The 26,861-nt window shown below is 72.7% G+C and carries 1 protein-coding gene; it reads left to right on the top strand.

Annotation, left to right across the window (positions count from 1 at the left end; all coding sequences use genetic code 11):
• The first annotated feature begins 111 nt into the window (after positions 1 to 111).
• Positions 112 to 26,835 (top strand): non-ribosomal peptide synthase/polyketide synthase, encoded by a 26,724-nt coding sequence (locus ON41_RS19615; protein WP_040749123.1) that lies wholly within the window; start codon positions 112 to 114, stop codon positions 26,833 to 26,835.
• Positions 26,836 to 26,861: the final 26 nt, after the last annotated feature.

Below are 26,861 nucleotides of genomic sequence, written 5' to 3'. Positions count from 1 at the left end.
GTCAGTTGTACCGAATTCAACTGCATAGTTCTTCATTCCCTGACTCGCATTTTTCCAGGACGACTGCGGGCGCATATTCGCGCGCCGTCGTACCGACCGAGGAGTTCGTCGATGAATGTCAAGCTGGACGGGTCCGGTATCCACGCGGGTCTGATTCCGCTGTCGGCCGCGCAATACGGCGTGTGGTTCGCCGACAAGATGTCCGACGGTCTGCCGATAAATATCGCACAGTACGTCGACATCCGCGGCGAGGTGGACGCCACCGCGTTCGCCGAGGCCGTTCAGGCGGCCGGGCTGGAGTTCGGATCCGGCTACCTGCGCATCGTCGAGGTCGACGGCGTGCCGTTCCAGCGGGTCGACGCGGATCAGATCTACGACGACACCGTGGTCGACCTCAGTGACCACGACGATCCCGTGGCCGCCGCGCTGGAGTGGATGCGCGCGGATTACAGCACACCGCTGGATCTCCAGCGTGACACGCTGGCCGAGACCAGGCTGCTGCGGCTCGGCGCGGGACATTACTACTGGTACTCGCGCCTGCACCACGTCGCGATCGACGGGTACGGCGGCCTCACGCTGAGTTCCCGGATCGCGGAGCGCTACAACGCGATTCAGGAGGGGCGCGACCCCGCGCCGCTGCGCGCCGCGAGCCTGGCGGAGATCCACGCCGACGAGGTCGCCTACCGCGACTCCGCGCGTTTCGAGAAGGACCGCGCGTACTGGGCGGAGCGCACCGCGGGGCTGCCGGCGCCGCTGAGCCTGGCGGGCCGCAGCGCCGACCCGGCCGCGCACGATCTGGTGTCGCGGACCGGATTGTCCGGTGCGACAGCGGATCTGCTGCACGCGGCCGCCGACCGTCACGCGGCGAGTGCGGCGCAGGTGGTGGTGGCCGCGCTGGGAAGCTTCCTGGCCCGCATGACGAATTCCGACGATGTCGCGCTGAGCCTGCCCGTCGCCGCGCGCACCACGGCGAAGCTGAAGAACTCCGCGGGAATGCTGGCCAATCTGCTGCCCATCCGGCTGCGGCTGGACGCGCGGACATCGGTGGCCGACGTGGTCGCCGCGGCCAACCGCGAATTGACCGGCGCGCTCCGGCATCAGCGCTACCGGTACGAGGACATCCGGCGCGACGCGGCCGTCGGCGACACCGCGACGGGCGGCGAGACCTCGTTCGGCCCGATCGTCAACATCGTCTTCTTCGACGCCGACATCGAACTCGGCGCCGCCACCGGCACCTATCACATCCTGCGGTCCGGGGTGCTGGAGGATATGCAGATCAACCTGGTCCAGAGCGGCGCGGACGCCCCGCTGTCGATCGAGTTCCACGGCAACCCGAACCTCTACACCCAGGACGAACTCGATACCCACCATCGCCGATTCGTCTCCTATCTGGAGCGTTTCGCGGCGGCGGACCCGGAACTGCGGCTGCGCGACATCGATCTGCTGTCGGACGACGAGCGGCAGCTCGTCTTCGACGTGCGCCCGGGGCTGGACACCGTCTCGGACCTGGCGACGATATTCGACCAGAGCGTCGCGCGGACCCCGGAGACGACCGCCGTGGTGGCGGGTGACACCGCGCTGACCTACCGCGAACTCGACGCGCGCGCCAACCGTCTCGCGCGCGTGCTGATCTCGCGCGGCGTCGGGCCGGAGACGCTGGTCGCGGTCGCGCTGCCGCGGTCGCTGGAGTCGGTTGTCGCGGTGTGGGCGGTGGCCAGGACCGGCGCCGCGTTCGTGCCGATCGACCCTGCCTATCCGGCCGAGCGGATCGCCCATATGACAACGGTGGCGGGCGCGCGGCACGGGCTGACCCTGTCCGCGCACAGCGCCGGCCTGCCGGGCACGGTCGACTGGATGACGCTGGACGGTCCGGAGGCCGAGATGCCCGGTACGAGCGGCGCTCCGATCACCGACACCGAGCGGATCCGGCCGGTGCGGCCCGGGCAACCGGCCTACGTCATCTTCACCTCCGGTTCCACCGGCCGCCCGAAGGCCGTCGTGCTCAGCCACGCCGGCCTGGCGAATCTGGTCGACGAGCAGCGCCGGAGATTCGGGGTCACCACCACCTCGCGGGTACTGCACACGGCCTCACCGAGTTTCGACGCCTCGGTCTTCGAGCTGCTGATGGCCTTCGGCTCCGGGGCGACACTGGTCGTCGCGCCCGCGGACGCCTACGGCGGCGACGCCCTGGCCGAACTGCTGCGCGCACAACGGGTCTCGCACATCGTGGTCACCCCGACGGTGCTCGCGACCATGGCGCCCGACGGCCTCACCGACCTGCGCGTGGTCGCGGTCGCGGGGGAGGCGTGCCCCGACCGGCTCGTGCGGCGATGGTGTGCCGGGCGCGAGATGTTCAATCTGTACGGCCCGACCGAGGCCACCATCTGGACCACCGCGTCCGCGCCGATGCGCCCGGACGCCCCCGTCACCATGGGCGGTGCGATCCGCGGCGCGGGGGTGCTGGTGCTGGACGCGTGGCTGCGACCGGTCCCGGTGGGCGTCGCCGGGGAACTGTACGTCTCCGGGCCACAGCTGGCGCGCGGCTACCTGGGCCGGCCGGATCTGACCGCGCAGCGTTTCGTCGCCGATCCCTACGGGCCGCCCGGCACCCGCCTGTACCGGACCGGGGATCTCGTGCGCTGGACACCCGGGGGCGAGCTGGAGTACCTGGGCCGCACCGACTTCCAGGTGAAGGTGCGCGGATTCCGCATCGAACTCGGCGAGATCGACGCGGCGCTGGAGGAGCAGGACGGCGTCGCCGCGGCGGTGACAGTGAACCGGTCGAATGCCGCCGGGGCGGAGGTGCTGGTGTCCTACGTGGTCGCCGAACCCGATCGCCTTCTCGATGCCGCCGAGCTGACAGCCGGTGTGGCGCGGCGGCTTCCGGACTACATGGTGCCGTCCGCGATCGTGACGCTGGACCGGATGCCGTTGTCGCCCACCGGCAAACTCGACCGGACGGCGCTGCCGGAGTACACCTTCGGCGGCACCGGCGCCTGGCAGGCGCCGGCCTCCGGGACGGAGCGGATACTCGCTACGGTATTCGCCGAGGTGCTCGGGGTGGAGCGGGTCGGCGCCGGCGACAGCTTCTTCGCCCTCGGCGGCGACAGCATCATGTCCATCCAGCTGGTGGCGCGCGCGAAGGCCCGCGGCCTGGTGTTCACGCCGCGCGAGGTGTTCCAGCGCCGCACCGTCGCCGCGCTGGCGGCGGTCGCGCGCCATGCGGCGGCCGAACCGGAGACCACCCTCGCCGAACTGCCGGGCGGCGGCGTGGGGACGATGCCGCCGACGCCGATCGTCCGGTGGATGCTCGCGCGTGGTGGTCGGTTCGACCGCTTCCACCAGTCGCTCACGCTCCGCCTGCCGGCCGGTATCGATCCCGACGGACTGGTGAAAACCGTTGCCGCCGTGGTGGATCGGCACGACATGCTGCGATCGAGGCTGATCGACGTCGACGGCGAGACCGCGGTGCGGGTCGCCGAGCCCGGCACCGTCGATATCGCGGCGCTGCTGCATCGCGTGGCCGTGGACGGCCCGGACACCGCGCGCGAGGTCGCCGAACGCGAACGAGCGGCGGCGGTCGAGCGGTTGGATCCCGCGGCGGGCACGGTGCTGCGGCTGGTGTGGCTGGACGCCGGTCCCGCGCACGAGGGATGGCTGATCGTGGTGGCACACCACCTGGCCGTCGACGGTGTCTCGTGGCGAATCCTGGTGCCGGACCTGATGTCCGCGTGGGCGCGGGTCGCGGCGGGACAGGAACCGGCGCCGGCCCCGGTCGGCACCTCGATGCGGCGCTGGGCGCACGCGCTGGCCGAGGAGGCGGCGCGACGAGACGAATCGGCCTACTGGCGAGACGTACTCGGCGAGCCCGATCCGTCGCTGGGCGCCCGGGTCCTCGACCCGGCCGTCGATGTGGCCGCGACGGTCGCACACGTCGACGTGACTGTCCCCGTGGATGTGACCGCGGCACTGACGACCGCGGTGCCCGCGGCATTCCACGGCGGCATGGACGACGGCCTGCTGGCCGCGCTCGCGGTCGCGGTGTCGGTATGGCGAGCACGGCGCGGGGTGTCCGCATCCGGCACGCTGATCCAGGTGGAGGGGCACGGTCGCGAGGAGACCGTGGTGCCCGGCGCGGACCTGTCCCGCACCGTGGGCTGGTTCACCACCGCCTATCCGGTCCGGCTGCGGTTGGGCGGAATCGATGTCGAGGAGGCGCTGTCGGGCGGGGATGCCGCGGGCGCCGCGGTGAAAGCGGTCAAGGAACAGCTGCTCGCCGTCCCCGACAAGGGGATCGGGTACGGGCTGACGACGACACCGCTCGGCGCCCGCGAACCGCAGGTGTCGTTCAACTATCTCGGCCGGACCTCGCTGGGTGAGATCCCGGAGGAGGCGGCGGCGCTGGGCTGGCTGCCCACACGGGAACTGGGCACGGCCTCGGCCGGGGACAACGACGACGCCCCGGCCACCGCCGTACTCGACATCACGGCGATGATCACCGACAGCGCCGCCGGTGACGCGCTGGAGGCGTCGTTCGGCTACGCCACCGGCATCCTGTCCGCCGACGACGTACGCGAACTGGCGGGCCTGTGGGTGCGGGCCCTGTCGGCCCTGGCCGACCACGCGAGGAGACCGGGCGCGGGCGGGCACACCCCCTCCGACTTCGATCTGGTCTCGGTGCGGCAGAACGAGATCGACGACTGGGAGTCGCGCTACCGGCCGGTCGACGTGTGGCCGCTGACGCCGCTGCAGACGGGCCTGCTGTTCCACGCCATGCTGTCGGATCACGCCGCCGACGCCTACACCGCGCAGCTGACCCTGACCCTGCGCGGCAGCGTGGATTCCGGACGGCTGCGGTCGGCGGCGCAGGCGCTGCTGGACCGGCACCCGAACCTGCGGGTCGCCTTCGCCATGTCGGGCGAGGCGGCGGTGCAGGTCGTCTGCGACGACGTGACGGTGCCGTTCACCGAGATCGACGCGCGCGGCGGCGACGCCGCGGCCGAATTCGCCCGCGTCGCCGCCGCCGAACGGGCCGCGGGCTTCGATACCGCGACCGCGCCGCTGCTGCGCTTCACCCTGGTGCGGGTCGCGGACCGGGAATGGCGGCTGCTGCTGACCAATCACCACATCCTGCTGGACGGCTGGTCGATGCCCCTGCTGGTGCGGGATCTGGTGCTGCGGTACGCGGGCCGCGCCGACGGCGCCGCGCCGCCGTTCCGAGGATTCCTGGAATGGTATGCGCGCCAGGACCATCCGGCCGCGTTGCACGCCTGGACCCGGGCGCTGGACGGCGTCGGCGAACCGACCCTGCTGGCGCCGCGGGACGCCGCGGCGCGAGGGACCGGCCGCCCGCGCGAGCACCTCGCCGACTACGACGAGCAGCGCACGGCGCGACTGGTGGAACTGGCCGCGCGGCACGGGGTCACGCTGAATACGATCCTGCAGGCGGCGTGGGGAATCGTGCTGTCGCGCCTGGTCGCCCGCCGCGACGTGGTGTTCGGGGCGACGGTGTCCGGGCGGCCACCGCAGCTGGCCGGGGTGGAGGAGATGGTCGGCCTGCTCATCAACACCGTTCCGGTGCGGGTGCGGACGGCGCCCGCGGAGACGGTGTCCGGACTGCTGCGGCGTATCCAGGACGAGCAGGCGGGGCTGCTCGACCAGCACCACACCGGACTCGCCGAGATCCAGGCCGCGACGGGCCTGTCCGCGCTGTTCGACACGCTGCTGGTCTTCGAGTCCTATCCGATGGACACCGAGACCATCGCCCGGCTCGCGACCGATATCGACGGGATGTCGGTCACCGCGGCCGAGGTGGACGACGCCGCCCACTACCCGCTCACCGTTGTCGCACACCTGGATTCCCGGCTGCGCGTGCGGATCGGATACCAGGCGGAGATCTTCGACGCCCGGACGGTGGCCGATATCGCCGAGCGGTTCGCCCGGGTGCTCGACGGCCTCGCCACGCGCGATGTCGTGGCGGAGGTGGAGGTGCTCACCGGCGGCGAGCGCGCGGATCTGCTGTCGCGGCGCGGCGGCCCCGCCGCGCCCGTGCGGCTGCTGCCCGAACTGCTGGATACCGCCGCCGCGGCGAATCCCGGCGGCGTCGCCGTCGTCGGCGAGGGCGTCGAGCTGACCTACCGGGAACTGTCCGAGCATTCGAATCGGCTGGCCCGCTTGCTGATTCGCCGGGGTGTCGGGCCGGAGGACCTGGTTGCGATCGCTCTGCCACGGTCGATCGACTCGATCGTCGCGCTCTGGTCGGTCGCCCGCGCCGGTGCGGCGGCCGTGCCGATCGACCCCGCCTATCCGGCCGACCGGATCGCCTACATGGTGGAGGATTCCGGCGTTCGCCTGGGGCTGGCCGGTCCGGGCGCGGATCTGCCCGGCACCGTCGCATGGCTGGTGCCGTCCGATCCGGCGCTGCGACCGAGCCTCGAGCGGCTGTCCGCCGATCCGATCGATCCGGCGGAGCGGGTGCGCCCGGCGCATGCCGGCCATCCGGCGTACATGATCTATACGTCCGGCTCCACCGGACGCCCGAAGGGCGTGGTGGTGACGCACACCGGTCTCGCGAATTTCACGGTCGCGCACCGGGAAAGCTACAGGGTCGACGCCGCCTCGCGGGTGCTGCACGGCGCGTCGCCGAGCTTCGACGCCTCGATACTCGAACTGCTGCTGGCGATCGGGGTCTCGGCCACGCTGGTGATCGCGCCGCCGCGGGTCTACGGCGGTGACGAACTGCGCCGGCTGCTGCGCGAGCAGCGCGTGACCCACACCTTCCTCACCCCGTCCGTGCTGGCCGCCACCGATCCCGCCGGACTGGACGACCTGCGTGTCGTGCTTACCGGCGGCGAGGCGTGCACGGCGGCCGTGGTCGACCGGTGGGCGCCGGATCGCCTGCTGCACAACGTATACGGCCCCACCGAGGCCACGATCGCGACGACCGCCGGCGCCGCGCTGCGCCCCTCGGAGCCGGTCACCATCGGCGAGCCGATCCGCGGCACCGGCGCGCTGGTGCTCGACGACGCCCTGCGCCCGGTGCCCGAGGGCGTCGTGGGCGAGCTGTACCTGACGGGCGTGGCGCTGGCGCGCGGCTACCACCGCAGGCCCGCGCTGAGCGCCGGCCGCTTCGTCGCCGATCCCTACGGCCGCCCCGGTGAGCGCATGTATCGCACCGGTGACCTGGTGCGCTGGACCGCCGGGCGCGCCCTGGAATTCATGGGCCGCAGCGACTTCCAGGTGAAGGTGCGGGGCCTGCGCATCGAACTGGGGGAGATCGATACGGTCCTCTCCGGATTCGACGGCGTCGAGACCGTCGTCACGCTCGGCCACACCGCCCCGTCCGGCAGCGCGCGGCTGGTGTCGTATGTGGTTGCCGCCGAAGGTGTTTCGATCGACACCGCCGCCTTGCGGGAATACGCCGCCGACCGGCTGCCCGACTACATGGTGCCCGCGGCCGTCGTGTCCGTTCCCGCGCTGCCGGTGAGCGCCTCCGGCAAGCTGGACCGTGACGCGCTCCCGGAACCGGTCTTCGAATCGGGCTCGTCCCGTCCCGTCGGCACGGCCGCCGAGCGCGCGCTGGCCGAGGTGTACGCGGACGTCCTGGGCGTCGGCGCGGTCGGCGCCGACGACAGCTTCTTCGCCCTCGGCGGCGACAGCATCATGTCGATCCAGCTGGTGGCCCGCGCGAAACAGCGCGGCCTGGTGATCACCACGCGGGACGTGTTCGAACGCAAGACGGTGGCCGCGCTGGCCGCCGTCGCCCGCGACGAGGCCGCGGCGGCCGTACTGCCGGAATTGCCCGGCGGCGGTGTCGGTTCCGCGCCGCTGCTCCCGATCCACCGCTGGATGGCCGAGCGCGGCGGCGCGTTCGACCGGTTCGAGCAGTCGCTGGTGCTCGCGCTGCCCGCCGATATCGACCGCAGCGGGCTGGTGGCCACGGTCGCCGCCGTCGTCGACCGGCACGACGCGCTGCGCGGCAGGCTGGTGCGCGCGGACGACGGGTGGTCGCTGGAGATCGCCGCACCGGGCACCGTCGACGCGGACGCGCTGGTGCGCCGGGTCGCGGTGACCGAAGAAACCGAATCCGAGGTCGCGGCAACAGAATTCGACGCGGCGGTCGGCCGGTTGGATCCGGTCGGCGGCACGGTCCTGCAACTGGTGTGGCTCGACTTCGGCGCGGGCCGCCCGGGCCGCGTGATCGTGGTCGCCCACCACCTGGTCATCGACGGCGTCTCGTGGCGCGTCCTGATCCCGGATCTGATGGCGGCGTGGGCGCGGGTGCGCGCCGGGGAGCGGCCGGCGCTGCCCGCGGTGGGCACGTCGCTGCGGCGGTGGTCGCACGCCCTCGCGGAGGAGGCCGCCCGGCCGGGCCGGGCCGCCGAATTGCCTTATTGGACAGAGGTTGTCACCGGCCCGGATCCGCTGATCGGTGAGCGTGCCCTGGACCCCGCCGTCGATCTGGCGACCCGGGTCCGGCGCGTCGAGATGACGCTGCCCACCGACGTCACCCGAGCGGTCGTCGGCACCGCGGCGGCCGCGTTCCACGCCGGTGCGGCCGACGCCTTGGTCGCCACGCTCGCCGTCGCCCTGGCGGCGTGGCGGGCGCGCCGCGGCGTCCACGAGTCGTCGGTCCTGCTGCGGCTCGAGGGACACGGCCGCGAGGAATCCGTCGTGCCGGGCGCCGATCTGTCACGCACGGTCGGCTGGTTCACCTCGGTGTATCCCGTCCGCCTCGACCTCGGCACGGTCGACGTGGCCGCGGCGGTGTCCGGGGGAGCGGCCCTCGCGGGCGCTGTGAAGGCGGTCAAGGAACAACTGCGGGCGGTGCCGGACAAGGGAATCGGTTACGGGCTGCTGCGCTACCTCGACTCCGCGACCGGCTCGCATCTGCCCTCGGACCTGCCCGGGCAGGTCAGCTTCAACTATCTCGGCCGGATGGCGGAGGCCGACATTCCGGCCGGGCTGGAGGGCATCGGCTGGACCCCGGTGGGCGACCTCGGCGCCCTCCCGCGCCGCGCCGACGCGGATATGCCCGCCGCGGCGGTCCTGGACGTCAACGCGCTGGTGACCGACGGACGTCTGACCGCCGTCCTGGGCTACCCCGATTCCCTGCTGGACGAGGCGACCGTCACCGAGATCGCGGACCTGTGGGCCGGGACGCTGACGGCGCTGGCCGACCACGTCACCACGCACGGCGGCGGGCACACTCCGTCGGACTTCCCGCTGGTTACCCTCGCCCAGTCCGATATCGACGGCTGGGAGCGGCGCTACCCGCGCCTCGCCGACGTCTGGCCGTCCGCGCCGTTGCAGTCGGGCCTGCTGTTCCACGCGCTGCTGGCGCAGACGGCGGTGGACGTCTACACGGTACAGCTGGTCCTGGCGCTGTCCGGACGCGTCGACGCCGGGCGCATGCGCCGCGCCGCGCAGGCGGTCGTCGACCGGCACCCCAACCTGCGGGTCGCCTTCGCCACCGGAAGCGACGGCACGCCGGTGCAGATGGTCGTCGACGACCTCGAGATCCCCTGGCGGGAAATCGATCTCGGTGGCAGCGCGGATCCCGACGCCGAACTGGCGGCGACCCTGGCCGCCGACCGTGCCGCGGGTCTCGACCCGGCACGCGCGCCGCTGCTGCGCTTCACCCTGATCACCGTGGGCGACACCAGGTTCCGCCTCGTGATGGCGTACCACCACGTGCTGCTCGACGGCTGGTCGCTGCCGCTGCTGCTGCGGGAACTGCTGACCGCCTACGCCACCGGTGACCCGGCGGTACTCGGTCCGGTCCCGCCGTACCGGGACTACGTGGACTGGTACGCGGGCCGCGACACCGCGCGCTCGCTGGCGGCGTGGACGGACGCCCTGGTGGGTGTCGAGCCGACACTGCTGGCGCCGGCGACCGCCGCCGCCGCGCCCCGCATCGACGAGGTCGAGATCGCGCTGGACGCCGACCTCACCGAGCGGCTGTCCCGGCTCGCCGTACACCTGGGAGTCACGGTCAACACCCTGGTGCAGGCCGCCTGGGGAATCATGCTGTCCCGCACGACCGGTCGCGACGACGTGGTCTTCGGCGCGACGGTCTCCGGCCGGCCTCCGCAGGTGCCGGGTATCGAGTCGATGATCGGCCTGTTCATCAATACCGTCCCGATCCGGGTGCGGTGCCGGCCGGGGGAGCCGGTGCGCGCGGTGGTCACCCGCTTGCAGGCCGAGCAGGCGCGGCTGCTGGACCACCACCACGTGGCGCTGAGCGATATCGCCCGCGCGGCCGGGGCGCAGACGCTGTTCGACACCCTCACCGTCTTCGAGTCGTACCCGATCGATCGCGCGGAGTTGTCCGAGCGCGCACAGGCACTCGACGGCCTGCGGGTGGACGACGTCACCTCCAACGACTCCCCGCACTACCCGCTGTCGGTGGTGGTGCTCGCCGGGGACCGGCTGCGCGCCCATTTCCAGTACCAGCCCGCGGTGTTCGAGGAGACCTGGGTGCGCGGGTTCGCGGAGCGCCTGGCGCGCCTGCTCGCGGCATTCGCGGACGATCCCGAGATGCCGGTCGGCCGCATCGATGTGCTGGCTCCCGCAGACCGGGCGGCGCTGCTGCGCCGGGCGCACGGGGCGGAGAATCGGCGCCCTCCGGGCCGGACGCTGGTGTCGCTGGTCCACGGGCGGCTGGCGGCGGCTCCCGACGCCGTCGCGGTGTGCGGTCAGGGCGTGACACTGACGGGCGCCGAGTTGTCCGCGCGGGTGAATCGCTTGGCGCGCACCCTGATCGCCGCCGGTGTGGGTCCCGAAGACCGCGTGGCGGTGGCCGTGCCGCGGTCGCCGGACCTGGTGGTCGCGGTGCTCGCGATCCTCACCGCCGGTGCGGCGTACGTCCCGGTCGACACCGGTTATCCGGCCGAGCGGATCGCGCACATGCTCACCGACGCGGCGCCCGCGTGTGTGGTCGTCGGTGCCGAGTCCGTCCTCGGCGTGCCCGCCGATCTGCCGGTGGTGGCGGTGGATTCGGCCGGATCGGGGTCCGGTGAACCGGTCACCGACGGTGAGCGGATCCGCCCGCTGCGTCCGGAGAACCCGGCCTACGTGATCTACACCTCGGGATCCACCGGTCGCCCGAAGGGCGTGACGGTCGCGCATGCCGCGGTGGTCAACCAGATCGACTGGATGACAGCGGGATTCGGTATCTCGGCCGCCGATGTGGTGCTGCTGAAGACCCCGCTGTCGTTCGATGTCTCGATCTGGGAACTGTTCGGCGCTCTGGTCACCGGCGCCCGGCTCGTCGTCGCGGATCCGGACGGGCACCGCGATCCGGCGTATCTGCGGGCGGTCATCCAGGAGCACGCCGTCTCGTTGGTGTCGTTCGTGCCCTCGATGCTGGAGGCGTTCGCCGACACCCTGGACGACGGCGCGTGCGGATCGCTGCGCGCGGTGCTCGCCGCGGGCGAGGCGCTGCCGCCGCGCACCCTGGCCCGCACCCGCGCACAACTGCCGGCCGCCCGGGTGCACAACCTCTACGGGCCCACCGAGTTCACCGTGCACGCCACGGCCGCGGACGTCACCGACGAGACCGGCGCCGTGGTGCCGATCGGGTCGCCGGTATTCGGTAGCCGGGCCCATGTGCTCGACGGCCATCTGCATCCGGTGCCCGACGGTTCGGTGGGCGAGCTGTACCTGGCGGGCGCGCAGGTGGCGCGCGGCTATCACGGCCGCCCGGAGCTGACCGCCGAGCGGTTCGTCGCGGACCCCTTCTCCGGCGGTGAACGGCTCTATCGCACCGGCGATCTGGTGCGCCGCACCGCCGCGGGCGCGCTGGAGTATGTGGGCCGCACCGACTTCCAGGTCAAGGTGCGGGGTATCCGCATCGAGCTGGCCGAGATCGACGCCGCGCTCACCGCGCTCGACGGCGTGGAATTCGCGGTCACCATGGGGCATACGAGCGCCGCCGGCGGCGAGTCGCTGGTGTCCTACGTCCTGCCCGCGCCCGGGCGCGTCCTCGATCCGGTGGCGCTGCGCGAGGCCGTGACTCGCGCGGTGCCCGCCTTCATGGTGCCCGCCGCGGTGACCGTGCTCGACGAACTGCCGCTGACCCCGGTCGGGAAGCTGGACCGGGCGGCGCTGCCCGAGCCGGTCTTCGCCACCCGGGAGTTCCGGGCCGCCGGCACCGCGCGGGAGCGGGTGGTCGCCGAGGTGTTCGCGGCGGTGCTCGGCGTCGAGCGGGTCGGCGCCGACGACAACTTCTTCGCGCTCGGCGGCGACAGCATCATGTCGATCCAGCTCGCCGCCCGCGCCGCTGAGCGCGGCCTGTCCCTCACGCCGCGAGACGTCTTCGAATACAAGACCGTCGCTGCGCTGGCGGAGGTGGCGGCCGACGCCGCGGCCGAGCCGGCATTGCCTGCGGAACTGCCGGGCGGCGGTATCGGCGAGCTGCCGCTCCTGCCGATCCATCGCTGGCTGATCGAGCGCGGTGGCGGGTACGACCGCTTCGCCCAGTGGCTGGTACTCGGCCTGCCGCGCGGTATCGATCGCGCGGGTCTGGTGGAAACCGTTGCCGCGGTGGTCGATCGGCACGATGCTCTCCGCACCCGTCTGATACCCACCGCACGAGCGACGCAGGGCGGCGTACCCACTTCGCCCGGCGGTTTCGAATCCTCTGCGGGAGAGTCGCGGTCGGCGACCGGGCCCCGGGTAGGGAACGAGGCGATGCTGGTCGTGGCCGAACCCGGCGCGGTCGACATCGATGCGCTCCTTCATCACGTCGCGCTGCCCGGCGATAGCGATGCCGAAACGGTGTCGGAAACACTGTCCCGCGAACTGGATTCGGCACTCGGCGCGCTGGATCCGCGAGGCGGGTCCATGCTGCGCCTGGTGTGGCTGGACTTCGGCGCCGACCGTCCCGGGCAGCTGCTGTTCGTGGCCCACCACTTCGCGGTGGACGGTGTGTCCTGGCGCATCCTGGTACCGGATCTGATGGCGGCGTGGGCGGACGTCACGGCCGGGCGTGCACCGTCCCCGGCGCCGGCGGGCACATCGCTGCGCCGATGGGCGCACGCGCTCGCCGACGAGGCCGTGCGGCCCGAACGAGTGCGCGAACTGCCGTACTGGCAGGCCGTTCTCGACGGGCCGGACCCGGAACTCGGTGCGCGGCCGCTCGATTCGGCCGTCGATGTCGCCGCGACCCTGGACCGGGTCGAGGTCGTCGTGCCGCCGGAGGTCACCGAGGCCGTGCTCACCACCGCGCCGCGGGTATTCCACGGCGGTGCGAACGACGCGCTGCTGGCGGCACTGGCCGTCGCCGTCCGGGTGTGGCGATCCCGGCGCGGTATCGACGACGACGCGGTGCTGCTGCGCATGGAGGGCCACGGGCGCGCGGAGACGATCGTGCCCGGCGCGTCCCTGTCCCGCACCGTGGGATGGCTGACCAGCGCCTATCCGGTCCGGCTCGAGCTGTCCGGCATCGATCCCGACGCCGCGCTGACCGGTGCGGCCGCGATCGGCGAGGCCGTCAAGGCGGTCAAGGAACAGCTGCGCGCGGTACCCGACAACGGCATGGGCTACGGCCTGCTGCGCTACCTCAACGCGGCGACCGGGCCGGAGCTGGCGGTCCACGACGGCGCCGGGCGCATCGGTTTCAACTATCTCGGCCGCACGAATACCGGTGAGCTGCCGGAGGATTCGGCCTGGCTGCCGACCGGCGTACCGGGCGGGCCGGCCGCCGAACCGGATGCCGACATGGTCGTGGACCGCGTCGTCGACATCAACGTCATGGCCGTCGACGCGGACGGCGCGACCCGGCTGCGCGGCACCCTCGCCTACCCCACGGGCGTGCTGTCCGGTGCGGACGTCGGCGCACTGGCCGAGCTGTGGGTCGAGGCGCTGTCGGCCCTCGCCGCGCACGTCGCCGACCCGACGGCCGGTGGGCACACGCCGTCCGACTTCGCCGTCGCGGTGACCCAGGCCGATATCGACACCTGGCAGGCCCGCCATCCGCGCGGCTTCGACGTGTGGGCGCTGACACCGTTGCAGACCGGGCTGCTGTTCCACGCCCTGATGGCCGGATCGGCGATGGACGCGTACACCGCGCAGGCGGTCGTCGACCTGTCCGGCGAGGTGGACCCGGCCCGGCTGCGCGCCGCGACCGCCGCGCTGCTGGACCGGCACCCCAACCTGCGCGCCGCGTTCGTCACCGGAACGAACGGCACACCGGCACAGGTGATCCCGGCCGCCGCCGAACTGCCGTGGACCGAGATCGACGCCACCGGACCCGGCGGCGCCGACCGCGCGGCCGAGGCGCGGGCGCGCGACCGGCGGCAACCGTTCGACATGGCCGCGCCGCCACTGCTGCGGGCCACGCTGCTGCGGTTCGACGAGGACCGCTGGCAGCTGCTGCTGACCAACCACCACATCCTGCTGGACGGGTGGTCGATGCCCCTGCTCGTGCGAGATCTCCTGGTGCTCTACGCCACTCGGGGCGACACCGCCGCGTTGCCGCCGGTGCGCCCGTACCGCGCGTTCGCCGACTGGATGGGACGCCGTGACCGCGACGCCGCCACCGCGGCCTGGCGTGCGGCGCTGGCCGGTGTCGAGGAGCCGACGCTGCTGGCGCCGGCGGGCACAGGCGCATCCACGGCGGCGGTGCCGCGAAAGTACCGGCGGACACTGGATTACGAGCGCACCGCGCGGCTGGTCGATCTCGCCGCGCGGCACGGCGTCACGGTGAATACCGTGCTGCAGGCGGCGTGGGCGATCGTGCTGTCACGCCTGACGGATCGATCCGACGTGCTGTTCGGCGCCACGGTGTCGGGACGTCCGCCGGAACTGCCGGGCGTCGAGTCCATGGTGGGCCTGTTCATCAACACAGTTCCGGTGCGGGTCCGGATGGACGACGACGGGACCGTCGAGGCGATGCTGGGCCGGATCCAGAGCGAGCAGGCGGCCCTGCTCGAGCATCAGCACCTCGGCCTCGCCGATATCCACGCCGCCGCCGATCTCGGCGAGCTGTTCGACACGCTGCTGGTGTTCGAGTCCTACCCGGTCGACACCGCCGCCCTGTCCGGCCTGACCGCCGACCTGGACGGCGTGGAGGTCACGGGGACCGACGCCGACGATTCGACCCACTACCCGCTGGCCCTGGTGGCACAGCTGGATTCGCGCCTGCACCTCACCGCGGGCTACCAGCCGGACCTGCTGGACGAGAACGCGGTAGCGGCCGTCGTCGCCCGGCTGGAACGCGTGCTGGACGCGATCCTCGCCGATAGCGGTATCCGCGTGCGCGAGATCGACGTGCTCGACGCCGCGGAACGACGGGCCGTCCTGGACGACTGGAACGAGCCCGCCCACCCGGTGGATGCCGGCGCGACGCTGGCGTCGCTGTTCGAGGCGCAGGTGACGGTGCGCCCGGAGGCCGTGGCGGTGCGCGGCGACGGCGCCGCGCTGACCTACGGCGAACTCGCGGCCCGGGCCAACGGGCTGGCGCGAGTGCTCGTGGAGGCGGGTGTCGGGCCGGAGTCGCTGGTCGCGGTGCTGCTGCCCCGGTCGCAGGACCTCGTGGTCGCGATCCTGGCCGTCCTCGCCGCCGGTGGCGCGTACGTGCCCGTCGATCCGGCCTACCCGGCCGAGCGCATCGCCTACACCCTGTCCGACGCCGCACCCGTGTGCGTTCTCACCACCTCCGATATCGACGTCGAGGCGGCGTCGCGCGTTCGCCGCCTCGACCTGGACACGATGGGGACACACCGGGACGCGACGCCGCTCACCGATGCCGACCGGCTCGCCCCGCTGCGGCCGTCGCATCCGGCGTACGTCATCTACACCTCCGGATCGACGGGACGGCCCAAGGGCGTCGTCGTCACCCACCGCAACGTCGTCGAACTGCTCGGCAACGCGCAGCCGAAATTCGGATTCGACCACACCGACGTGTGGACGCTGTTCCACAGCACCGCCTTCGACTTCTCGGTGTGGGAACTGTGGGGACCGCTGGCCTACGGCGGAACCCTCGTGGTGGTGGACTACCTCACCTCCCGCAGCCCGGAGGAGTTCCGCGAACTCGTGCGCCGCGAGCGGGTGACCGTGCTCAACCAGACGCCGTCGGCGTTCTACCAGTTCATCGACGCGGATCGTGCCGCCGCCGCGGCGGGCGCCGGTGACCTCGCGCTGCGCTACGTCGTATTCGGCGGCGAGGCACTGCATGTCGCGCAGCTTCAGCGCTGGTACGACCACCACGGCGATACCGCGCCACGGCTGGTGAACATGTACGGGATCACCGAGACCACGGTGCACGTGTCGTTCCTGGCGCTGGACGCGGCGGCGCCGCGCGCGGGTGCGGCCGGCGCGATCGGCCGCGGCCTGCCGGGTCTGGCCGTGCGGGTACTGGACCGGCGGCTGCGCCCGGCGCCCGCCGGCGCCGCGGGCGACCTGTACGTGGCCGGGGCCCAGCTCGCGCGCGGCTACCTCGGCCGCCCGGACCTGACGGCACAGCGGTTCGTGGCCGACCCGTACGGCGCGCCCGGCGCCCGCCTGTACCGCACCGGCGACGTCGCCCGGTGGACGCCCGACGGGACCCTGGAGTACTTGGGGCGCAGCGATTTCCAGGTCAAGGTGCGCGGGTTCCGCATCGAACTGGGCGAGGTCGAGGCCGCGCTGCTCGCGGCCCCCGGTGTCGCGCGGGCGGCGGTCGCCGTGCGCGACGACGGCGGCACCGGTGAACGGCTGGTGGGCTATGCCGTGGCCGCGGAGGGCGGGAGCGCCGACGGCGACGCGATCCGCGCCGCGGTGGCCGAGCGGCTGCCCGCTCACATGGTGCCCGCGGTGATCGTGGTACTCGACGCGCTGCCGATGACCTCCTCCGGCAAGCTGGACCGCAAGGCGCTGCCCGCGCCGGTGTACGCCGCCGGTGCGCCCGACCGCGCGCCGCGCACCGACTCCGAGCGGGTGCTGGCCGAGGTCTTCGCCGAGGTGCTCGGGCGCGAACGGGTCGGTCTCGACGACAGCTTCTTCGCCCTGGGCGGCGACAGCATCATGTCGATCCAGCTGGTCGCGCGGGCCAAGGCCCGCGGACTCGTGCTCTCCCCGCGAGAAGTGTTCGAGCACAGGACCGTCGGCGCTCTGGCGGCCGTCGCACTCGACGGGGAGGCGGCCCTCGTACAGCTCGAGGAACTGCCGGGCGGAGGAATCGGCGAGCTGCCGCTGCTGCCGATCCAGCACTGGATGGTGCGGCGCGGCGGCGGATTCCGGCGCTTCCACCAGCCGCTGGCGCTCGACCTGCCCGTGGGCATCGACCGCGCCGGACTGGTCGCCACCCTGGCCGCGGTCGTGGAACGGCACGATATGCTGCGCGCCCGGCTGGTGCGCGCGGCGGACGGCTGGCACATCGACGTGGCGTCCCCGGGCGCCGACGTCGACGCGCTGGTGCATCGCGTCGACGTCGAACGCCTCGACGACGAGCGAGTGGAGCGCGCACTGGACGCGGCCGTGGGCCGGCTGGATCCGGTGTCGGGCCCGATCCTGCAGTTCGTCTGGCTCGACCGCGGCGGGGACCGCCGTGGACGGCTGATCGTGGTGGCGCACCACCTCGCCGTGGACGGTGTGTCGTGGCGAATCCTGGTGCCGGACATGATGTCCGCGTGGGCGCAGGTGTCGGCGGGACGGCCTCCGGTACTCCCGCCGGTAGGCACGTCGATGCGGCGCTGGGCGCACGCACTGCGCGCCGAGGCGCACCGGCCCGGCCGGGTCGCCGAACTGGACTGGTGGCGTCGGACGCTCGACGGCCCCGACCCGCTGCTGGGCGCGCGGGCGTTCGACCCCGCCCTCGACGTCGCGGCGACCGTCGACCACGTGCGGGTCGCCCTGTCCGCGGCGGTGACCGCGGCACTGCTGACCGACGTGCCGGGCGCGTTCCACGGTCGCGTCGACGACGGCCTGCTCACGGCGCTCGCCCTCGCGGTGACGGTGTGGCGGGCCCGCCACGGCGTCGAAGATTCGGATGCGCTGGTGCAGTTGGAGGGTCACGGCCGCGAGGAGACGATCGCCGCCGGCGCCGACCTGTCGCGCACCGTCGGCTGGTTCACCACGGCCTATCCGGTCCGGTTGCGGCTGCGCGGCATCGATGCCGAGGCCGCCCTCGTCGCGGGCGCGGATATGACCGCGGCCGTCAAGGCGGTGAAGGAGCAATTGCTCGCGGTGCCGGACAAGGGCATCGGGTTCGGTCTGCTGCGCTACCTCAACGCTGACACCGCACCGATGCTGGCCGAGATCGACAGTGCCCAGATCAGTTTCAACTACCTCGGCCGCGCCGGCGGCGAGACGGCGCCGGACGGCGTCACCGACTGGCTGCCGTCGCTCGACACCGGTACCCCCGCGATCGCCGTCGACGCCGATATGCCCGCCAACCGGGTGGTCGACATCAACGCGATCGTCACCGACGGCCCGGACGGGCCGGTACTGGAGGGCTCCTTCGCCTACCCGTCCACCCTGCTGTCGCGCGAGGACGTCACCGAACTGGCCGGACTGTGGACGGCGGCACTGTCGGCGCTGGCCGCCCACGTGCACGGGGGAGCGGGCGGGCACACACCGTCGGACTTCGCCCTGGTGCGGGCCGGGCAGCCGGACGTCGACGCGTGGGAGCGCCGCTACCCGGCGATCGCCGACGCGTGGCCGCTCGCGCCGCTCCAGCAGGGACTGCTGTATCACGCACTGCTGGCACGGGATTCGGTGGACGTCTACTCGGTGCAGCTGGTGTTGACGATGTCCGGGCGGGTCGACGCCGACCGCCTGCGCCGCTGCGCGCAAACGCTGCTCGACCGGTACCCGAACCTGCGGGTGGCCTTCACCGCCACCGCGGGCGGCGAACCCGTCCAGATCGTGGTCGACGGCGTCACCGTGCCGTGGCGGGAAGTCGATCTGCGCGGGCCGGACAGCGGCGCGCGCCTGGCCGACTGGCTGGAACGGGATCAGGCCGAGACGTTCGACATCGGCGCGCCGCCGCTGATCCGGTTCGCCCTCGTCACCGTCGCCGACGGCGAATTCGCGCTGGTGGTGTCCTACCACCACGTGCTGCTCGACGGCTGGTCGATGCCGCTGATACTGCGTGAGCTGCTGGCCGCGTACGCCGCCGGTGGCGCGGCGCCGGCCGGACCGGCCGCCTCCTACCGCGGTTATCTGGCCTGGTTGTCCGCCCAGGACGCGGATGCGTCCCGGCACGCCTGGGCCGCCGCCCTGGACGGTGCGCGGCCGACGCTGCTCGCGCCGCGCGGGGCCGCGCTCGACCCGGCCACCCGGGTCGCCGAGGTGACCGTCGACCTGGCCGCCGAGGAGAGCGCGGGCCTGTCCGCTCTCGCCGCGCGGCTGGGCGTCACGGTGAACACCGTGATCCAGGCGGCGTGGGCGCTGCTGCTGTCGCGGCTGACCGGACAGCACGATGTGGTCTTCGGGGCCACGGTGTCGGGCCGCCCGCCACAGGTGCGGGACATCGAATCGATGGTCGGGCTTTTCATCAACACCGTCCCGGTCCGGATCCGGCTGGAACCGGGCGAATCCGCGGCCGACCTGCTCGCCCGGGTGCAGGCCGAGCAAGCGGCCCTGCTGGACCACCACCATCTGGGGCTCACCGATATCACGCGGTCCGCGGGGACGGGAACGCTGTTCGACACGCTCACCGTCTTCGAGTCCTATCCGATCGATCACGACGGTCTCGCCGCGCACGCGGCCGCGATCGACGGCCTGCGCCTCGACGGCGTGCGGTCCAACGACGCACCGCACTATCCGCTGTCGCTGGTGGTGCACACCGGAGCCCGGCTGCGCGCCCGATTCCAGTACCTGCCTTCGGTGTTCGAGGAGGACCGGGTCCGCGAGATCGCCGGGCGGCTGGTGCGCGTGCTCGCGGACGTGATCGCCGATCCCGGTGTCCGGACCGGCGACGTCACCGCCGTCGACGCCGACGAGCGCGCCCTCGTGCTGGAGCGGTTCAACGACACCGTTGTGCCGGTGGATCCCGACGCCACCGTGGTGTCGCTGTTCGAGGCCCAGGTGTCGCGGACGCCCGCGGCGGTCGCGGTCATCGACGGCGCGGGCACGCTGACCTACGAGCAGCTGGCCGGACGCGTGAACCGGTTGGCGCGCAGGCTGATCCGCGCGGGCGTCGGCCCCGAGTCGCTGGTGGCCGTGGCGGTGCCGCGATCGCTCGACATGGTGGTGTCGGTCCTGGCGGTACTCACCGCGGGCGGTGCGTACGTCCCGATCGACCCCGGCCACCCCGCCGAGCGGATCGCCCGGATCCTCGACGCGGCCGGCCCGGCCTGCGTGCTCGGCCGGTCCGGGCTCGCGGTCTCCGGCCGTGCCCTGCTCGATCCGGCGGACGACGACGCCACCGTCACCGGCGCCGCGATCACCGACGCCGACCGGCGTGCCCCGCTGCGGCCGGCGAACGCTGCCGACGTCGTCTACACCTCGGGCTCGACCGGAGAACCCAAGGGCGTCACCGTCACCCACGCGGCGATGGTCAACCAGGTGCTCTGGCTGGCCGACCGCTTCGGCATCTCGGCCGACGACACGGTCCTGCTGAAGACGCCGCTCACGTTCGATGTATCGGTGTGGGAACTGGTGTGCCCGCTGATCCGCGGCGCGCGCCTGGTCGTGGCCGCACCGGACGGCCACCGCGACCCGGACTACCTGATCCGGACGATCGATGAATACGCGGTGACGATGGTGTCGTTCGTGCCGTCGATGCTGGCGGTGTTCACCGATCACTTCCCGGCCGGGCGCTGCGCGTCGCTGCGGGCGATCCTCGCCGCCGGCGAGCAGCTTCCGCCGCGCACGCTTGCCCGGGTGCGGGCCGTGCTGCCGGACGCGCGGGCGTACAACCTGTACGGGCCGACCGAGTTCACCGTGCACGCCACCGCGTCCGCGGCGGACGGCGATACCGGGCACGTGGTGCCGATCGGATCGCCGGTCCGGAACACCGCCGCCTACGTGCTGGACGCGTACCTGCGCCCGGTGCCGATCGGGGTCGCCGGCGACCTGTACCTGTCCGGCGTGCAGATCGCCCGCGGCTACCACCGCCGCTCGTCGCTCACCGCGCAGCGTTTCGTCGCCGACCCGTTCGCCGCCGGACGCCGCATGTACCGCACCGGCGATATCGTCCGCTGGCGGGCCGACGGCCGGCTGGAATACCTGGAGCGCGGCGATTTCCAGGTGAAGGTGCGCGGCTTCCGGATCGAGACCGGCGAGATCGACGCGGCCCTCACCGAGCACGACGAGGTCGGATTCGCCGTCACCACACGGCATATCGGACCCGGCGAGACCGAATCCGTGGTGTCGTACGTGCTCGCCGCACCGGGGCACACGATCGATGCCGCGGCACTGCGGCGGTCGCTGGCCGAACGCCTGCCCGCCTACCTGGTGCCCGCGGCCGTCACCGTCCTCGACGAGGTGCCGGTGACCCCGATCGGCAAACTGGACCGGAACGCGCTGCCGGAACCGGTCTTCGAGACCGTCGGGTACCGGGCGCCCCGCGATCCGGGCGAGGCGGCGCTGGCCGCGTTGTTCGGCGAACTGCTCGGCGCGGAGCGAATCGGCATCGACGACAGCTTCTTCGACCTGGGCGGCCATTCGCTGCTGGCGACCAAGCTGCTCAGCCGGATCCGGACGGAGCTGGGCGTCGAGGTCGAGATCCGGCAGATCTTCGCCCACCCGACCGTCGCCGGGCTCGCGCCGATCGTGGCGCGCGCCGATGCGGTCCGGGTGCCGCTGGCGCCCCAGCCGCGACCGGAGCGAATCCCGCTGTCCTACGCGCAGTCCCGGCTCTGGTTCATCCACCGTTTCGAGGGACCGTCGGCGACCTACAACATGCCGATCGCGGTGCGGATCACCGGCGACCTCGATCCGGCGGCGATCGCCGCCGCCTTCGCCGACGTGATCGGCAGGCACGAAAGCCTGCGCACGGTGTTCGGCACCGTCGACGGCGTCGCGTGCCAGCGGATCCTGCCGGTCGACGAGCTGAAGCCGGAGGTGCCCGTCGTCGACGTCGACCCGGCGGGTGTCGCCGCCGCGGTGGCGGAGGCCGCCGGGTACCGGTTCGATCTGTCGCGCGAGATTCCCGTGCGCGCCGGGCTGTTCCGGTGCACACCGCGCGATCATGTGCTCGTCATGGTGGTGCATCACATCGCCGGCGACGGCTGGTCCTCGGCGCCGCTGGTGCGCGATATCACCACCGCCTACACCGCGCGGCGCGACGGTGCGGCGCCGCGGTGGACGCCGCTGCCGGTGCAGTACGCCGACTACACCCTGTGGCAGCACCGGGTGCTCGGCACCGAGACCGATCCGGACAGCCTGCTGTCCACCCAGTTCGACTACTGGCGGGAGCGGCTGTCGGGCCTGCCGGAATGCGTTGCGCTGCCGACGGATCGGCCGCGCCCGGCGGTGGCGAGCCACCGCGGCGACCGGGTGCCGCTGGCGATCGGGCCGGACACCTACGCCGCGCTCGGCGCGGTGGCGCGCCGCCACAACGCGACGGTGTCGATGGTTCTGCAGGCCGCGCTCGCGGTGCTGCTGCGCCGCCTGGGCGCCGGTGACGATCTGGCCATCGGCAACCCCATCGCCGGACGCACCGACGAGGCGCTCACCGATCTGGTCGGCTTCTTCGTCAACACCTGGGTGCTGCGCGTGAATACCTCGGGCACACCGGATTTCGGTGACGTGCTGGCTCAGACCCGCGAACACGCGCTGGGCGCCTACGAGAATCAGGAGGCGCCGTTCGAGCGGCTGGTGGAACTGCTCAACCCGAACCGCTCCACCGCCTACCACCCGATCTTCCAGGTGTGCTTCGCGTGGCAGAACAACACCGTGCCGGAGATCGAATTCCCCGGCCTGCGGCTCACCCCGCTGCCGGCGCCGACCGGGACCGCCAAATTCGACCTGTTCTTCGAACTCGGCGAACGGCCGCGCGACGGCCGTCCCGCGATCGCCGGTGAGATCGAGTACGCGACGGATCTGTACGACCGCGCGACCGTCGAGACCGTCGCCCGCAGGTTCGCGCGGCTGCTCGACCTGATCGCCGCCGATCCGGGCCTGCCGATCGACCGGTACGACCTGATGGAGCCCGCCGAGCGGGACCGGGTGCTGCACGCCTGGAACGACACGGCCACCGTGCTGCCGGAAACCGCTGTGCCGCAGCTGTTCTCCCGGCAGGCGGCAACCACGCCCGACGCCGTGGCCGTGTCCTCGGCCACCGAGCGGCTGACGTACGGGGAACTCGAGTTCCAGGCGAACCGGCTGGCCCGGGTACTGCTGGACGCGGGCGTCGGACCGGAGTCGCGGGTCGCGGTGGCCCTGCCCCGCTCGGTGCGGCTGGTCGTCGCCGAACTGGCCGTGCTCAAGGCGGGCGGCGCGTACGTGCCGATCGATCCCGGCTACCCGAGCGATCGCACCGCCTATCTGCTCGCCGATTCCCGGCCGCAGGCGGTCGTCACCGACACGGCGTCCGGGCATGCGCTGTCCGGCGCCGAGATCGCGCGCATCGATCTCGACACCGTCGACCTCGCGGGCGTTCCCGGCACCGACCCCGGCGTCGCGACAACTCCCGACCGGCTCGCGTACCTGATGTACACGTCCGGATCGACGGGCCGCCCGAAGGGCATCATGACCACCCACCGCGATATCACCGCGCTGGCGTGGGACCGCCGGTGGCGAGGCGGCGCGCACCGGCGGGTCCTGATGCACTCGGCGACCGCCTTCGACGCCGTCACCTACGAGACGTGGGTGCCGCTGCTGTCCGGCGGCGAGATCGTCGTCGCCCCGCCCGGCCGGCTCGATATCGCGACCCTCGGCGAGACGATCGCCGCGAGCGGCGTGACCGCCCTGTTCGTGACCACCGCCCTGTTCAACCTGCTGGCCGACACCGCGCCGGAGGTTCTGGCCGGGATCCGCGAGGTGTGGACGGGCGGCGAGGAGATGCGCGTGAGCGCCTTCGCCGCGATCCGGGCGGCGTGCCCGGACACAACGGTCGTGCACGTCTACGGGCCGACCGAGACCACCACGTTCGCCACCAGCTACCCGGACCACTCCGGCGGCACGGTTCCGATCGGTGCGCCGTTGGACAATGTACGGGCGCTCGTCCTGGACCGACGGCTGCGGCCGGTACCGGTCGGCGTCGTCGGCGAGCTGTACATCGCCGGAGAACACCTGGCGCGCGGCTACTTCGACCGCCCGGCACTGACCGCCGAACGATTCGTCGCGGATCCGTTCGGCGAGCCGGGGCGTCGCATGTACCGCTCCGGCGACCTGGTGCGCTGGACGGCGGAGGGCGTCCTCGCCTACGCCGGCCGCGCCGACCAGCAGGTCAAGGTGCGCGGGTTCCGGATCGAGCCCGGCGAGGTGGAGGCGGCGCTCACCGCCCATCCCGGCGTCGCCCACGCGGCGGTCGTCGCCCGTGAGGATTCCGCGGGCGGCGCGAAGCAACTCGTCGGCTACGTGGTCGTCGATGCCGAGGCCTCGATGCGGCGCGACCGGGAGCGCGAGGACGAACTCGTCGGCCAGTGGCGGCGGATCTACGACGACCTCACCTCCGGCGAGGAGCTCTACACCCGCGAATCGGTCTCCGACGATCTCGGCGCCGACTTCTCGGGCTGGAACTCCAGCTACACCGGGGAACCGATCGATCTCGGCGAGATGCGCGAGTGGCAGGACGCCACCGTGGCGCGAATCCGCGCGCTGCGCCCGGCCCGCGTGCTCGAGATCGGCGCGGGATCGGGCCTGCTGCTGGCGCGGCTCGCGCCCGACTGCGAAGAGTATTGGGCCACAGACTTTTCCGCGACGTCGATCGATGTGCTGGCGACGCGGCTACGGTCGTCCGGGCAGGACTGGGTGCGGCGGGTGCAGCTGCGCGTGCAGCCGGCCGACGTGGTGGACGGCCTGCCGGAGAACAGGTTCGACACCATCGTGCTGAACTCGGTGGTGCAGTACTTCCCGAACGCCGGGTATCTGCTCGACGTGATCGAGAAGGCCGTGCGGCTGCTGGCGCCGGGCGGGAAACTGTTCATCGGCGACGTGCGCAACCACACGCTGCTGGGCGCCTTCGCGACCGGTGTGGAACTCGCGAAGGTCTCGGGCACACCGGCCGTGGCGGTCGTGCGCGACCGGATCCGCCGCGAGATCGCCGCCGAGCAGGAACTGCTGCTCGCGCCGGAGTTCTTCGCCGGTGTCGCGGATCGCCTCGCCGACCTCACCGGCGTCGACATCCAGCTCAAGCGCGGCCGGTTCGACAACGAGCTCAGCCGGTACCGCTACGAGGTGGTCCTGCACAAGACCCCGGTCGCGCCGCACTCGCTGGCCGACGTCCCGGCCGTGCCGTGGAGCGATCTCGCGGCCATGCGCGACAGCCTGACCGGACGCGACGCCCGCGGGTTGCGCGTCACCGGGGTGCCGCACGCCGGAATTCGCCCGGATATGGCTGTGGCGCAGGCACTTCGGGACGCCGACGAGCGGACGCCCCTGGACACGGTCCTGGGGTCGGCGCCGCGTGCGGAGGGAATCTGGCCGGAGGATCTGCATCTGCTCGGGGAGCGGCTCGGCTACCGGGTCGCGGTCACCCTGTCGCCGGTGCCCGGACTGATGGATGCCGTATTCGTCGCCGGCGAACCGGACGCGACGACCGGTGTCTACCGGCCGGCCGGGCCGCTCGGCGCGCTGTCCGGCTACGCCAACGACCCAGGCGCCGGCGGCCGGGCGGCGGAGCTGCGTTCGTTTGTGGCGCAACGGCTTCCGGAGTTCATGGTGCCGGCGGCCATCGTCGTCCTCGACGAGCTGCCGCTGACCGCCAACGGCAAACTGGACCGCCGGGCCCTCCCGGCGCCGGAATTCGTCGGCGGCACCTACCGGGCGCCGCGCACCGATGCCGAGCGGGACCTCGCGGCGCTGTACGCCGAGGTGCTGGGCACCGGATCGGTCGGCATCGACGACGATTTCTTCGAACTGGGCGGGCATTCGCTGCTGGCGACCCGGCTGGTGAGCAGGATCCGCGCCGAACTCGGCGCGGAGGTGCCCATCCGCACGATCTTCGAATCGCCGACCGTCGCCGAACTCGCGCCGCGGCTGTCGGAGGCCGGCCCGGCGGGGGTCACGGATCCGTTCGCGCCGGTTCTGCCGCTGCGCAACGGATCCGGCGTCCCGCTGTGGTGCGTCCATCCCGGCGGCGGGCTCGGCTGGCCCTATCAGGGACTGGCCGCACACGTCGGCGACCGTCCGGTCTACGGCCTGCAGGCGCGGGGCCTCGACGGCGTGACGCCGGTCGCGGAATCCCTGCGCGAACTGGTGGACGACTATGCCGACCGGATCGTGGAAACCCAGCCGGACGGTCCCTATCACCTGGTGGGCTGGTCGTTCGGCGGCACCGCGGCGCACGCGATCGCGGCCGAACTCCAGGCCCGCGGCCACGACGTCGCGCTGCTCGGCATCATCGACAGCCTGCCCGACGCTTCCGGCACGGCCGCCGACGAACCCTCGGAGGCCGAGATGAGCGGTGCGATGCGCGCCTGGGCGAGCGCCCGCTACGGCGAGATGGTCGACTCCGCCGAGTACCGCCGGATCGCCGCCGCGGTCCTCACCGTCATGCGCAACAACCGCCGCATGCTGCTGGACCACCGCTCCCCGGTCTTCCACGGCGATGCCGTCGTATTCCGCGCGGGCCTGGCCCCGGACGGAACACCCACCACCGAATCCCTCGCCCCGCGCTGGTCCCACGCCATCCGCGGCGCCATCACCGAACACGTCATCCACAGCACCCACGACGACCTCGACCGCCCCGCCCCCAGCGCGGAAATCGGAACCATCGTGGGAGGCCACCTGACCTCATGACACCCGTCGCACGCGCCCCCGGTAAC

It is taken from the genome of Nocardia transvalensis NBRC 15921 (assembly GCF_000308875.1).
Lineage (GTDB): Bacteria > Actinomycetota > Actinomycetes > Mycobacteriales > Mycobacteriaceae > Nocardia > Nocardia transvalensis.
The sequence above is the reverse complement of the archived record's forward strand: the minus strand, read 5'-3'. Positions and strand labels throughout refer to the sequence as shown.

Excerpts from the sequence above, each read along its gene's own strand:
- ON41_RS19615 (WP_040749123.1), top strand. The coding sequence starts at position 112 with ATGAATGTCAAGCTGGACGGGTCCGGTATCCACGCGGGTCTGATTCCG.